At 69.7% G+C, this 13,280-nt stretch carries 12 protein-coding genes and 3 tRNA genes; 7 read left to right on the forward strand and 8 right to left on the reverse strand.

The window, feature by feature from the left end; all coding sequences use genetic code 11:
- Positions 1–30 precede the first annotated feature (30 nt).
- Together JW592_RS29365 and JW592_RS33030 are read left to right on the forward strand one after the other, a co-directional pair.
- Positions 31–105, forward strand: a tRNA-Asp gene (locus JW592_RS29365).
- A 140-nt stretch (positions 106–245) separates the two neighbouring features.
- Complete coding sequence (locus tag JW592_RS33030; RefSeq protein WP_229377054.1) at positions 246–455, forward strand: DUF6274 family protein; 210 nt, start codon at positions 246–248, stop codon at positions 453–455.
- Positions 456–924: 469 nt separating this feature from the next.
- Here the strand turns inward: JW592_RS33030 and bldC are convergent, their stop codons facing one another.
- Both bldC and JW592_RS29375 read right to left on the reverse strand, forming a co-directional pair.
- Positions 925–1,131, reverse strand: a complete 207-nt coding sequence (gene bldC, locus JW592_RS29370; RefSeq protein ID WP_019355084.1) for a developmental transcriptional regulator BldC — start codon at positions 1,129–1,131, stop codon at positions 925–927.
- Between the two features lie 532 nt (positions 1,132–1,663).
- On the reverse strand, positions 1,664–2,539 hold the full coding sequence (locus tag JW592_RS29375; RefSeq protein WP_209268282.1) for a DUF8083 family protein: 876 nt from the start codon (positions 2,537–2,539) through the stop codon (positions 1,664–1,666).
- A 220-nt stretch (positions 2,540–2,759) separates the two neighbouring features.
- Between JW592_RS29375 and JW592_RS29380 the strand changes: the two genes are divergently transcribed.
- Complete coding sequence (locus tag JW592_RS29380; RefSeq protein WP_209268283.1) at positions 2,760–3,875, forward strand: Leu/Phe/Val dehydrogenase; 1,116 nt, start codon at positions 2,760–2,762, stop codon at positions 3,873–3,875.
- Between the two features lie 273 nt (positions 3,876–4,148).
- The gene (locus JW592_RS29385; RefSeq protein ID WP_209268284.1) at positions 4,149–4,409 is read left to right on the forward strand and encodes a DUF3073 domain-containing protein; all 261 of its coding nucleotides are present in this window, start codon (positions 4,149–4,151) and stop codon (positions 4,407–4,409) included.
- 132 nt (positions 4,410–4,541) lie between these two features.
- Here the strand turns inward: JW592_RS29385 and purM are convergent, their stop codons facing one another.
- From purM to purS, 6 genes are all read right to left on the reverse strand, one after another.
- The gene (gene purM, locus JW592_RS29390; protein WP_209268285.1) at positions 4,542–5,612 is read right to left on the reverse strand and encodes a phosphoribosylformylglycinamidine cyclo-ligase; all 1,071 of its coding nucleotides are present in this window, start codon (positions 5,610–5,612) and stop codon (positions 4,542–4,544) included.
- A 124-nt stretch (positions 5,613–5,736) separates the two neighbouring features.
- Positions 5,737–7,287, reverse strand: coding sequence for an amidophosphoribosyltransferase (gene purF / locus JW592_RS29395; protein ID WP_209268286.1), 1,551 nt, complete (start codon positions 7,285–7,287; stop codon positions 5,737–5,739).
- Between the two features lie 54 nt (positions 7,288–7,341).
- The gene (locus JW592_RS29400) at positions 7,342–8,172 is read right to left on the reverse strand and encodes a maleylpyruvate isomerase family mycothiol-dependent enzyme (RefSeq protein ID WP_209268287.1); all 831 of its coding nucleotides are present in this window, start codon (positions 8,170–8,172) and stop codon (positions 7,342–7,344) included.
- 100 nt (positions 8,173–8,272) lie between these two features.
- The gene (gene purL, locus JW592_RS29405; RefSeq protein ID WP_209268288.1) at positions 8,273–10,555 is read right to left on the reverse strand and encodes a phosphoribosylformylglycinamidine synthase subunit PurL; all 2,283 of its coding nucleotides are present in this window, start codon (positions 10,553–10,555) and stop codon (positions 8,273–8,275) included.
- Positions 10,552–11,235 (reverse strand): phosphoribosylformylglycinamidine synthase subunit PurQ, encoded by a 684-nt coding sequence (gene purQ, locus JW592_RS29410; RefSeq protein ID WP_209268289.1) that lies wholly within the window; start codon positions 11,233–11,235, stop codon positions 10,552–10,554. The genes purL and purQ overlap by 4 nt, the downstream gene beginning before the upstream one ends.
- Complete coding sequence (gene purS / locus JW592_RS29415) at positions 11,232–11,540, reverse strand: phosphoribosylformylglycinamidine synthase subunit PurS (protein ID WP_209268290.1); 309 nt, start codon at positions 11,538–11,540, stop codon at positions 11,232–11,234. The genes purQ and purS overlap by 4 nt, the downstream gene beginning before the upstream one ends.
- Positions 11,541–11,911: 371 nt before the next feature.
- On the opposite strand from purS, the gene JW592_RS29420 reads away from it, so the two are divergent.
- The 3 genes from JW592_RS29420 (at position 11,912) to JW592_RS29430 (ending at position 12,824) form a co-directional block, all read left to right on the forward strand.
- Positions 11,912–12,229 carry a histone-like nucleoid-structuring protein Lsr2 gene (locus JW592_RS29420; RefSeq protein ID WP_209268291.1) on the forward strand — a complete coding sequence of 106 codons (318 nt, stop codon included), beginning with the start codon at positions 11,912–11,914 and terminating at the stop codon, positions 12,227–12,229.
- Positions 12,230–12,600: 371 nt separating this feature from the next.
- Positions 12,601–12,672 (forward strand) — tRNA-Gly (locus tag JW592_RS29425).
- A gap of 79 nt (positions 12,673–12,751) precedes the next feature.
- A tRNA-Gly gene (locus tag JW592_RS29430) sits at positions 12,752–12,824 on the forward strand.
- Positions 12,825–13,280: the final 456 nt, after the last annotated feature.

Genomic DNA, 13,280 nt, shown 5'->3' on the forward strand with positions numbered 1-13,280 from the left:
CCTGACCTGCTGTAGAGTTCCATCTCGCGAGGTCCTGTGGAGCAGTTTGGAGTGCTCGCCACCCTGTCAAGGTGGAGGCCGCGGGTTCAAATCCCGTCAGGACCGCACTTTTTGAGAGGGCCCCCGAAGCTGGTTCGGGGGCCCTCTTGTCGTTGGGGCCGGAGGCCACTTCGAGGGCCCGCGCAGCCAATGGTTGCGCGGGCCCTTTTCGTTGCCCCCTCCCGTGTGTTGACGGACGGGGCACCATGGGTAGTGCTTGGCGCGAGAGGAGGTGGCGCGTGGTGAGGCGGCGGTCCGTCGACGGGGGACGCCAGGAGTTGCGGGCGCTTCTGCGAAGCCATCTTGCGGGGCGCCGACATCACGCGAGTCGGCACTGTGCGGTCTGCCACCGCCTGCTGCGGCTGGCAATGGCGTCGGCGGCGCCCCCTCGACAGGGCGGCTGGAACGGCAAGTGAGGGACTGCGCCCAGTCGTTGGCGCACTACCGCACTGGCGGTGATCGCCACAAGATCCCACCGATGTGACGGGTGTCACGTGATTATCCGGTACCGACGGGGAACTTGAGGCACCCTCAGAAGCCCTCAATTTAATATGTGCAATTGCACTGCCCGGTGAGCTGCCCTCCCACCACCCCCACCCACTCCCGCCCAGAACCGCTCAGCAACCCCCACGCGGCCCGTCAACCCCCACGCGGCCCGTCGGCGCCCGTCGGCGCCCCTGGCGCGGCCCGGCGCACCCCGGCCGGGAGGCCACCGGACCCGGGGCAAAAAAGATCGCGCTGGACCCGGCGGAGTCCAGCGCGATCAACGGACAACCACTGTTGGGGCAGCGGCCTGGCCGTGTGGTGCGCAGTGGGCGAATCGATGGGGTGGGGGCCCCGGAAACGCCCCTGTGTGGTGCTGTTGTGCCTGCTCAGGAACCCTGATCAGGCTTCGCTGCGCTGCTGCGGGATGCCCGCCAGCAGTGCGCGAACCTCCGCCTCGCGATAGCGGCGGTGTCCTCCGAGCGTGCGGATGGACGTGAGCTTGCCCGCCTTTGCCCAGCGCGTGACCGTCTTGGGGTCCACGCGGAACATCGTGGCAACCTCAGCCGGGGTCAACAGCGGCTCGGTATCAGGGGTGCGAGCGGTCATGAGCGGCCTCCTCGGGAGAACCGAACCATCACGGTTCTTTCCTCTAAATTCTGCACCTTGGCCCGCGTTGCCCGATATGGCGGACGCGAGCCGAGTCGGTTATAGGACGAACGGCTTGTCCTCGGCACTACAACTACACCATCTGTCCAGCCACGTCGGCCAAACCGATGGAATTGCCCTCTCAGGTGTTCAACCTCGGCGGAAGCCGATGGACCGTCCTATAGCGGACAGTCACCCCCCTGTAACGATCAGTCACAACGGGAGCAGGGGTCATCAGACCCACCAAGGAGCGCAATACCGATCTATCCGCCCATAGTTGGACGGAAGGAGCCTGCTGCGGACTCCTTGTCCTATTTTGACACGAGGGGTAGCTCTGAGAGCAAGACCCGTTTAAGTGCTATCCGTCACGCTTGAGGCAATCACCCGGTTCGGGACCTAGGTCCTACTCCGTATCCCCCCAGCATCCGGCCGGTAGGCGCCCCACGGCGGGGCTCTCGTGACACCCGTCCCCCCTGTCGGGCGGGGATGGGCCTCAGCTCGCGTACTGGAGCCGGCGAACCGCCCTCCAGCGCGCTGTCAGCCGCTCGTACGCCGCACCGGCACGCTCCCCGTCGCCCTCGCGGAGGGCCTGGAGGCCCTCCGCCACATCGGCGGCGGAGTGGTCGCCCACAAGCTGCTCCTCGGGGATGGCGTGAGCCAGCCCGCCGTAGTCCAGCTCGACCAGGGAGCGCGGGTGGAATTCCTCCAGCCAGCGGCCCACATCGATCAGGCCCTCGACGAGCGGCCCCTCTTCCAGCTCCTCGCGGAGCACCTTCAGGCCGCGAGCGAGGCGGCGCCTCGCCTGGACCATGGGCGTGCGATAGCGGAAAACGAACTGCTGTCCGCTCTCCTGACCCGATTCCGGCTTCGCAAACTCCCTTTCTTCGTCTTCGAAGAGAACGAACCAGCGCACGGGCACATGCCACAGGGCCGTACGGATCCAGGGGCGGGCGTCCGGGTTGCGCTCCCGCCAGCGCTCGTAGTCGGCGGCGGCCTGCCGGCGCACGACGGGCGGCAGCGCGGCATCCAGGACCGGCTGGGGCAGGGCGATTTCGTTGTCGGCCGCAGCCTGGGTGAGGGCCGTGAGCGCCTGCCAGCTGCGCAGCCGGGTGCGCCAGGGGCAGACGCAGGTCACGCCGTCCACCTCGGCCACGAACGCCTCGGCGCTCTCCCGTACCGGCACCACCACCGGGGGCACAGGCACCAAGTCGGCCAGGGCGCGGCGGATTTCGTCCTGGGCCGTGGGAAAGCGCTGCTGCTTCGCATATGCGATCCAGTGCGAGCGCTCCGGCTCGGGAAAGGCCGCCAGTGGTTCGTAGACCCGTAGGTATGCCGCGTACGGGACGACGACCGACGCTTTCTCAGCCACGCATTGCCTCCAAGCCTCCACGGCCACCACGGTCTTCCCGGCCGCCACGAACCGTTCTCATGAGCGAGCCCGGGAGACAGTTGACTACCCCGATCGTGGGACCGCAACGTGCCCGTGACGCGCAGGTCGTACGCTGCTTGGCGACCGGCCCTCGTGGGCTCCGACTGCCACAAGCGGCGTGTCCGCCGAGGGCTACGACGCGATTCCAGGAGTCACTACCGTGATCGAGGTATCACCTGTTCCCACTGGCGTCCCCGCTGGGGACCCGGTCATCAGCACCCTCTTCCGCTCCGAGCAGGGCGGCCACGAGCAGGTCGTGCTCTGCCAGGACCGGCCCAGCGGCCTGAAGGCCGTCATCGCCCTGCACTCCACCGCGCTGGGCCCCGCGCTGGGCGGCACCCGCTTCCACGCGTACCCCGGCGCGGCCGACCCGGAGCAGGCCGCGGTGCTCGACGCGCTGAACCTCGCGCGCGGAATGTCGTACAAGAACGCGCTGGCCGGGCTCGACCACGGCGGTGGCAAGGCCGTGATCATCGGCGACCCCGAGCAGATCAAGACCGAAGCCCTGCTGCGCGCCTACGGCCGCTTCGTCGCCTCGCTGGGCGGCCGCTACGTGACGGCCTGCGACGTCGGCACCTATGTGCGGGACATGGACGTCGTCGCCCAGGAGTGCCGCTGGACGACCGGCCGCTCGCCCGAGAACGGCGGCGCCGGTGACTCCTCCGTGCTGACGGCCTTCGGTGTCTTCCAGGGCATGCGCGCCGCCGCACAGCGGCTGTGGGGCGCGCCCACGCTGCGCGGCCGGCTGGTGGGCATCGCGGGCGTCGGCAAGGTCGGCAAGCATCTGGTGGCGCACCTGCTGGAGGACGGGGCGCGGGTGGTGGTCACGGATGTGCGCGAGGAATCGGTGCGCGCCGTGCTGGAGGCGCACCCTGGGACCCCGCTGACGGCGGCGGCCGACACGGAGGCACTGATCAGGACCGAGGGTCTGGATCTGTACGCGCCGTGCGCGCTCGGTGGCGCGCTGAACGACGAGACGGTGCCGGTGCTGACCGCCAAGGCCGTCTGCGGCGCGGCCAACAACCAGCTGGCGCACCCGGGTGTGGAGAAGGATCTGGCCGAGCGCGGCATCCTCTACGCGCCCGACTACGTGGTCAACGCGGGCGGCGTGATCCAGGTCGCGGACGAGCTCCACGGGTTCGACTTCGCACGTGCGAAAGCCAAGGCGGAGAAGATCTTCCACACGACGGTGGCCATTTTCGAGCGGGCCGAAGCGGACGGTGTGCCTCCGGTGGCCGCCGCCGACCGGCTCGCCGAGCAGCGCATGGGCCGGTGAGCGCGGGTCGGGAGGCCACCGTGACAGTGGTCTCACCACCCCACGGCGGGTCCCGTGGCGACAGGAAGGTAAAATCGCCACTGACCAGCACGAGAAGGGTCAACGGGCGCGTCGGACGGCGGCCGTGTCGTGCGGGCGACGTACCGTACGGCGGCGGAAGCAGGTACCGTTGAAGCCCTGAGTACCGGTCTCTCGGTCGAGAGGCCGCTCTGAACCATGAACGCGTGTCAAGACTCTGGGGCCGTCGAGCCCCGTCGTTGAGGGGGTCGAGCCATGGGGCGCGGCCGGGCCAAGGCCAAGCAGACGAAGGTCGCCCGCCAGCTGAAGTACAACACTGGCGGGACGGACCTATCGCGCCTGGCCGAGGAGCTGGGCGCATCGACATCGAACGAGTCGCCGAACGGCGAGCGCTTCGAGGACGATGAGCAGGACGACCCGTACGCACGGTACGCGGATCTGTACAACGACGAGGATGACGACGACGCGGGCGCGCCCGGGTCGTCCGACCCCCAGTCGAGGCGCCGCGGCGCCTGACGTTCGCCCGTACTGACCCGGTCCGGCATCCGCCGGACCGGGTTCTGGCGCGCGCCCGGCGACGGATTCGCCGCTCGGTGACCCTGCGGCCACCGAGCGGTCAGCGGCCGCCCGGGCTCCGCCGTCAGCTGCTCACCGGGCATAGTCACCCGTGAGGGTGACCGCTTCCGTGCGGTCACCGCGCTCGGTGATCTCTCCCGCCACCCAGGCGTCCACGCCCCGCTCTGCGAGGATCGCCAGCGTGGCGTCGGCCGACTCCCGCGGCACAACGGCGATCATGCCGACGCCCATGTTCAGCGTCTTCTCCAGCTCGGCCCGCGCCACCTTGCCCGCGTCGGCGACCACCTCGAACACCGCCCCGGGGCGCCATGTCGAGCGGTCCACCGAGGCGTGCAGCTCTTCGGGGACGACCCGCGCCAGGTTGGCCGCCAGCCCGCCACCCGTGACGTGCGAGAACGCGTGCACCTCGGTGGTCCGGGCCAGCTCCAGGCAGTCCAGCGAGTAGATCTTCGTCGGCTCCAGCAGCTCCTCGCCCAGGGTGCGGCCGAACTCGGCCACGTGCCGCTCCAGCGACCACCCGGCGTGGTCGAAGACCACATGCCGCACCAGCGAGTACCCGTTCGAGTGAAGCCCGGAGGACGCCATCGCCACCACGACATCACCCGTACGGATGCGATCGGGACCCAGCAGCGCATCGGCCTCGACGACACCGGTGCCGGCGCCCGCCACGTCGTACTCGTCAGGACCCAGCAGCCCCGGGTGCTCAGCGGTCTCGCCGCCCACCAGCGAACAGCCCGCCAGAACGCAGCCCTCGGCGATGCCCTTGACGATGTGCGCCACGCGCTCCGGGACGACCTTGCCCACACAGATGTAGTCCGTCATGAACAGCGGCTCCGCGCCGCATACGACCAGGTCGTCCACAACCATCGCCACCAGGTCGTGGCCGATCGTGTCGTGCACGTCCATCCGCTGTGCGATCGCGACCTTGGTGCCCACGCCGTCGGTCGCCGACGCCAGGAGGGGGCGCGCGTAGCCCTTGAGGCGGGACGCATCGAAGAGGCCCGCGAAGCCGCCGAGCGCACCGATGGACTCCGGGCGCTGGGTCTTGGCGACCCACTCCTTCATCAGCGTCACGGCACGGTCGCCGGCCTCGATGTCGACGCCGGCGGCGGCATAGCTGACGCCTTCGCTGCTGTTGGTCATGGGTACGTCGTCTCTCGTGTCTGCGGGAGGGAGAGGGCGCTCCGCGCGCCCCTCCGACGGCGAGGCGGAAGGGGACGGAGCCACCCACCCCCTTGGGCTCGGGGCTGCCCGCGGCTACGGGCGGCTACGGGCGCTTGAGGGCGTCGGCGGCGCCCACGCCGGAGGCCAGCGTGCTGACCCCGTCGACGTCGGACTCCACCTCGGCCTCGAGCAGGTGCTTGCCCAGCAGCTCGGGGTCGGGCAGCTCCATCGGGTACTCCCCGTCGAAGCAGGCCCGGCACAGCTGGTTCTTGGGGATCGTCGTCGACTCGATCATGCCGTCGATGGAGATGTAGGCGAGCGAGTCGGCCCCCAGCGACTTGCCGATCTCGTCGGTCGAGAGACCGTTGGCGATCAGCTCGGCGCGGGTGGCGAAGTCGATACCGAAGAAGCACGGCCACTTGATCGGCGGCGAGGAGATCCGTACGTGGACCTCCTTCGCACCGGCCTCGCGCAGCATCCGCACCAGGGCCCGCTGGGTGTTGCCGCGGACGATCGAGTCGTCCACCACGACCAGCCGCTTGCCCCGGATGACTTCCTTGAGCGGGTTGAGCTTGAGCCGGATGCCGAGCTGGCGGATGGTCTGCGACGGCTGGATGAACGTACGGCCGACGTAGCTGTTCTTGACCAGCCCCGAGCCGTAGGGGATGCCGCTGGCCTCGGCGTAGCCGATCGCCGCTGGAGTGCCGGACTCGGGCGTCGCTATCACCAGGTCGGCGTCGGCCGGGGCCTCGGCCGCCAGCTTGCGGCCCATCTCCACCCGGGAGAGGTACACGTTGCGGCCTGCGATGTCGGTGTCGGGACGCGCGAGGTAGACGTACTCGAAGACACAGCCCTTCGGCTTTGCTTCGGCGAACCGCTGGCTGCGCAGTCCGTCCTCGTCGATGGCCACCAGTTCGCCCGGCTCGATCTCCCGGATGAAGCTGGCGCCGACGATGTCCAGCGCCGAGGTCTCGCTGGCGACGACCCAGCCGCGCTCCAGACGGCCCAGCACCAGCGGCCGGATGCCCTGCGGGTCCCGGGCCGCGTACAGCGTGTCCTCGTCCATGAAGGCCATCGAGAACGCGCCCTTGACCTGGGGCAGCACCAGCGGCGCCGCCTCCTCGACGGTCAGCGGCTTGCCGTCCTCGTCGGTCTGGCCCGCGAGCAGGGCCGTGACCAGGTCGGTGTCGTTGGTCGCTGCGACCTGGGTGGCGCGGCCGCCGGGAACGTCGGCCTGCCGGGCGACCAGCTCCGCGAGCTGCGCGGTGTTGACCAGGTTGCCGTTGTGGCCCAGGGCGATGGAGCCGTGGGCGGTCGCGCGGAAGGTGGGCTGGGCGTTCTCCCAGACCGAGGCACCGGTCGTCGAGTAGCGCGCGTGACCCACGGCGATGTGGCCGCGCAGGGATCCGAGGGAGGTTTCGTCGAAGACCTGTGAGACCAGCCCCATGTCCTTGAAGACCAGGATCTGGGAGCCGTTGCTCACCGCGATACCCGCGGACTCCTGACCGCGGTGTTGCAGGGCGTACAGGCCGAAATACGTGAGCTTCGCGACCTCTTCGCCCGGCGCCCAGACACCGAAGACGCCGCAGGCGTCCTGGGGGCCCTTCTCGCCGGGGAGGAGGTCGTGGCTGAGCTTTCCGTCACCACGTGGCACGTCTTCGAGTCTACGGCCAGCGGCCCTCTCCGCCGAACCGGGTACCTGTGACCTTCAGCCCAGTACGGGCAGCACCTGGGACAGATCGGCCCGGGCGCCACTGGCGGTGAGCTGTGGCGTACCCAGGGCTTCGGCCCAGGTGGTGCGCCCGGTGGCCAGCCGGATCCAGGTCAGTGGGTCGGTCTCGACCACGTTGGGCGGGGTGCCCCGGGTGTGCCTGGGCCCCTCGATCGCCTGGACGACGGCGAACGGCGGAATCCGCACCTCGACCGAGGCGCCCGGTGCCTTGGCGGCCAGCGCGTCGGCCAGCAGCCGGACGGTAGCCGCTGTCGCCTGCCGGTCCAGCGCCACCCGCACCCCCGTCGCCCGCGCCAGGTCGTCGCTGTGCACCACCAGCTCGACCAGCCGGGTCACCGTGAAGTCGAGCATCCGCATCGTGCCGAAGTCGTGCGGGATCAGCAGGTCCTCGCGTACGGCCGACTCGATCACCGGCTCCAGCTCGGCGACGGCCTGGTCGATACGGGCCGCGCCGTCGGGCGACGACTCCGCGTCCTTGCGCGTGCCGGCGTCCAGCCTCTCGGCGACGGTCGCGGTCGAGACGGCCCAGCGGGAGAGGGAGACCTGCGGCGCCTTGCCGGTCACCTCCGTCTGCGGGCTGCCCAGCAGGCGGGGCACGGCATCGATCTGTCCGGCGATGTGCACCAGCAAGTGGTGCACATCCCAGCCCGGCAACCCGGACGGGAGGGCGCGCTGCTCGGGCGTGAGGCGGTGCGCGGCGTCGGCCACGGCCTCGACCTGGTGGATCAGCGCGGTGCGGATGCGGGTCGGGTCGTAGGTGCGCCGTTCTCTTCCGGAGGGGGTGGTGGCGCGTCGAGCGGGCGGCATACGCGTGAGATTAGCCCGTCCCGGCCGGGAACGAGAGGGGGAATGCCCTCTGCCCGCCCTCTTTCGGGGGGCGGGCAGAGGGGCGATCAGGGCGCGTCCGTCAGCCGAAGAGCTCCGGGATCGTGGCCTCGTGGTGGCGGCGCAGCTCCTCCAGCGGGAGGGAGAACTGCCCCTGGACCTCCAGCGCGTCACCGTCCACGACACCGATCCGGGCCGCGGGCATCCCGCGCGCGGCGCACATATCGGTGAACCGCACCTCCTCGCTGCGCGGAATGGCCACCAGCGCCCGGCCCTGCGACTCGGAGAAGAGGAAGACGAAGGGGTCGAGACCGTCGGGTACGACGATGCGGGCCCCCTTGCCGCCCTTGAGGCAGGACTCCGCGAGCGCCTGGACGACGCCGCCGTCGGAGACGTCGTGTGCCGCGTCCGCCATCCCGTCCCGGGACGCGGCGATCAGGATCTCCGCGAGCAGCCGCTCCCGCTCCAGGTCGACCCGGGGCGGCCGACCACCCAGGTGGCCGTGTGCGACCTGGGACCACGCCGAGCCGCCGAACTCCTCCCGGGTGTCCCCCAGCAGGTAGATCAGGTGTCCCTCGTCGCGGAACGCCATCGGGGTGCGCCGGGCGACATCGTCGATGACGCCGAGCACACCGACCACCGGCGTCGGATGGATGGCGGCCTCGCCCGTCTGGTTGTACAGCGAGACGTTGCCGCCGGTCACCGGGGTGCCGAGCTCCTTGCAGGCGTCCGCGAGCCCGCGGCACGCCTCGGCGAACTGCCACATCGCCGCCGGGTCCTCCGGGGAGCCGAAGTTGAGGCAGTCGGTGACGGCAAGGGGGCGCGCACCGGTCGCGGCGACGTTGCGGTACGACTCCGCGAGCGCCAGCCGCGCTCCCTCGTACGGGTCGAGCTTGGCGTAGCGCCCGTTTCCGTCGGTGGACACGGCAACGCCCAGCCCGGTCTCCGGGTCGATGCGGATCATGCCGCTGTCCTCGGGCTGCGCGAGCACGGTGTCACCGAGCACGTAGCGGTCGTACTGGTCGGTGATCCAGGACTTGGCGGCCTGGTTCGGGGAGGCGACCAGCGCCAGTGTCGCGGCCCGCAGCTCCTCACCGTTCGCCGGGCGGGGCAGCTGGGCCGGGTCGTCGGCCTGGAGCTCGTCCTGCCAGTCGGGACGCGCGTACGGGCGCTCGTAGACCGGGCCCTCGTGCGCGACCGTACGGGGGTCGACGTCCACGATCTTCTCGCCGTGCCAGAAGATCTCCAGCCGGTCGCCGTCGGTGACCTCACCGACGACGGTCGCGGTGACCTCCCACTTCTCGCAGATCTGAAGGAAGCGGTCGACCTTGTCCGGCTCGACGACCGCGCACATCCGTTCCTGGGACTCGCTCATCAGGATCTCCTCGGGGGAGAGCGAGGAGTCGCGCAGCGGCACGTCGTCCAGCTCGACCCGCATCCCGCCCGAGCCGTTGGAGGCCAACTCGCTGGTGGCGCAGGACAGCCCGGCGGCGCCCAGGTCCTGGATGCCGACGACGAGGTCGGCGTGGAATGCCTCCAGGGTGCACTCGATGAGCAGCTTCTCCTGGAAGGGGTCGCCGACCTGGACGGCGGGGCGCTTCGACGGCTTTTCGTCGTCGAAGGTCTCCGAGGCCAGGATGGAGGCGCCGCCGATGCCGTCGCCGCCGGTCCTGGCGCCGTAGAGGATGACCTTGTTGCCGGTCCCCGCGGCCTTGGCCAGGTGGATGTCCTCGTGCTTCATCACACCCACGCACAAGGCGTTGACCAGCGGGTTTCCCTGGTAGCAGGCATCGAAGACGACCTCGCCGCCGATGTTGGGCAGCCCCAGGCAGTTGCCGTAGCCGCCGATGCCGGCGACGACACCCGGCAGCACCCGCTTGGTGTCGGGGTGGTCGGCGGCGCCGAACCGCAGCGGGTCCATCACGGCGACCGGCCTGGCACCCATCGCGATGATGTCGCGGACGATGCCGCCGATACCGGTCGCGGCACCCTGATACGGCTCGACATACGAGGGGTGGTTGTGCGACTCGACCTTGAAGGTGACCGCGTAGCCCTGGCCGACGTCCACCACACCGGCCTGCTCGCCGATGCCGACCAGCATCGCCTCGGCGCCCGGGCCCTCGGTCGGTGCCTTCTCGCCGAACTGCCGCAGATGCACCTTGCTGCTCTTGTACGAACAGTGCTCGGACCACATGACCGAGTACATCGCCAGCTCGGCGCCGGTGGGACGGCGGCCGAGGATGTCCCGGATGCGGGCGTACTCGTCCTCCTTGAGGCCGAGCTCCTTCCAGGGAAGGTCGGTCTCCGGGGTCTGTTCGGCGTGCTTGACGGTGTCGAGGCTGTGGCTGTGGCTCTGGGGACTCATGAGGCGACCAGCTTCTTCAAGGCCGAGGTGAAGAAACCGAGCCCGTCGGTCGTCGGCCCGGTCAGGGCCTCGACCGCGTGCTCGGGATGCGGCATGAGGCCGACCACGTTCCCGGCCTCGTTGGTGATTCCGGCGATGTCGCGGCGCGAGCCGTTGGGGTTGCCGCCGAGGTAACGGAAGGCGACACGGCCCTCGCCCTCCAGCTCGTCCAGGGTCCGCTCGTCGGCGACGTAACCGCCCTCGCCGTTCTTGAGCGGAACGACGATCTCCTGGCCGCGCTCGTAGTCCGACGTCCAGGCGGTCGTGTCGTTCTCCACCCGGAGCCGCTGGTCGCGGCAGAGGAAGTGCAGATGATCGTTTCGGGTCAACGCACCGGGCAGCAGATGGGTTTCGCACAGGATCTGGAATCCGTTGCAGATGCCGAGGACCGGCATTCCGCCCTTCGCCTGTTCGACCACCGACTCCATGATGGGCGAGAAGCGGGCAATTGCGCCGCACCGCAGATAGTCGCCGTAGGAGAATCCGCCCGGCAGCACGACCGCGTCGACCTGCTGCTTGCGCAGGTCCTTCTCGCGGTGCCACAGAGCAACAGGTTCTGCTCCCGCGATACGGATGGCGCGTCGCGCGTCACTGTCGTCGAGAGAGCCGGGAAATGTGACGACGCCGATACGGGTGGTCACGCCACTGCTCCCTCGGACGCGGCGGCCGTTCCCGTCCCGGCCGGACGCTCGTTGCCGTCCGCGTCCTCGACGCGGACGGTGAAGTCCTCGATCACGGTGTTGGCGAGAAACGTCTCGGCGAGTTCGTGGATACGGGCGAGGGCGTCCCTGTCGACGGGGCCCTCCACTTCGAGCTCGAAGCGCTTGCCCTGGCGGACATCGGAGATGCCCTCGAAACCCAGGCGGGGCAGTGCACGCTGCACCGCCTGTCCCTGGGGGTCGAGGATCTCCGGCTTCAGCATGACGTCGACGACGACGCGAGCCACAGGTACTCCTAGTGCTTAGCGGGGCGCTGCGCTGGCCAGCGTACCCGGCGCGAGAATCTACGCGCGTTGATATGTGTGCCGATCCTGGTAGGACTTCGCGAAGCACTGGGAAAACCGGCGGGAAAAAAGTAGGGTCCCTAATGCGGCCGGAACCGGAATCAATTCCGACGGCCCAATCTTTGTGCGCTCTTTGCACTTCGGTGCCGGTGTGCAGCACATAGTTGAATAAGAACCTGTCTCCTACTCGGGTTCGCCCCGCATACCCGCCGGTCGACGGGGGCCTGCCTCGGCGCAGCTTGCCGACGGTCTCGCCGACGATGCCCCAATGCCGGGTGACCCCCTTTCGTGATCCTGAGGAAGGACCGATATCCGTGGCTCAACGTGTAGTGGTGATGCTCTCCGACGACATCGACGGCGGAGAAGCGACGGAGACGGTCTCCTTCGGCCTCGACGGCAAGACCTACGAGATCGATCTGAACTCCGACAACGCGAAGCGGCTCCGCACCGAGCTGGCCCCCTTCGTGGAAGCCGGCCGCAAGCGGGCGAGGTCCGGCAAGACCTACCGCCGGACCTCGATCGACCCGGACCCGCGCGCGGTGCGCGCCTGGGCGGAGTCGAACGGGTTCGACGTGCCCGCGCGTGGACGCATCCCGAAGAAGGTCTACGAGGCGTTCCGCGCGGCGAGCTGAGCCGATTGCGGCGAACGTCGTGGCGACGGTTTCGCCTTTGCCGCCCTCGGGCCCGGGCCAGGGCCCTGGCCCGGGCCCGAGGGCGGGGACGGGGACAGGGGTCGGCCTCGGAGCCGGGGGGCGGTCGTCGCCCTGACCGCCCCCCTCGACACGAGCCTCGGCGCTGGGGGCGGGCGGAAGAGACAGCCGCGACACGCGGCACCGGCACCGGCTCCGGCTCCTGGGCACCGGCTCCGGCTCCTGCCCCGCTCCGGCTCGGTGACCGGAACCCGGGGTCTTCGGGCTCGACTTGCCAGAGACCCCGGGTGATCGGCTAGAGTCAAGGCACGCCGCAAGGGAGCCCCCCGAAAGGGAGGGACCCGAGCAAGCGTGCGGGTGTAGCTCAGTAGTAGAGCGCCCTCTTTCCAAGAGGGAGGCGCAGTGTGCGATTCCTGTCACCCGCTCTCCAGTACCGGTCTTCGGTCGGAAACGATCAGGTAGAGTATTGGTCGCGCCACTCGGTGAGAGCCGAGTGGAAGCAATGCGGACGTAGCTCAGTTGGTAGAGCGCAACCTTGCCAAGGTTGAGGTCGCGAGTTCGAGCCTCGTCGTCCGCTCAGTTCAGTGAGACGCCCGGCTGGTTTCCCCAGCCGGGCGTCTTCGCGTTCACCCCGGCACCCACCCCAACAACGTCACTCCTTCAAGGAGTGACGAAAAAAACCCAAGCCCCCGCCCCAGCACGACCGCCCCAACGCACTCCCCATGGTCACCGAACCCTGGGCCCACCCCCACCGGCGTGCCACGAGCGGAGCGAGCAGACGAAACCGCAACCCCCATGCGGCAGCAGCCGGCTCCCCCGCAACCACACCTCACCGCAAGGTCGGCTCACGAAACAGCACTCCGCGACGGCGGCGGCACGGCGCGCAACCCCGGACAAAGCCCCGCCAGCCCCAAGCACGCACCGCAACCCACGGCCCCACCCCCCGTAGCCAGCCGCAAGGCGCGTTCGCACGAAACCCGCACCCGGCAACCAACGCCAAATTCACGCATCCCACCGAAGCCGCCCCCTCCCC

It is taken from the genome of Streptomyces spirodelae, assembly GCF_017676385.1.
GTDB lineage: Bacteria > Actinomycetota > Actinomycetes > Streptomycetales > Streptomycetaceae > Streptomyces > Streptomyces spirodelae.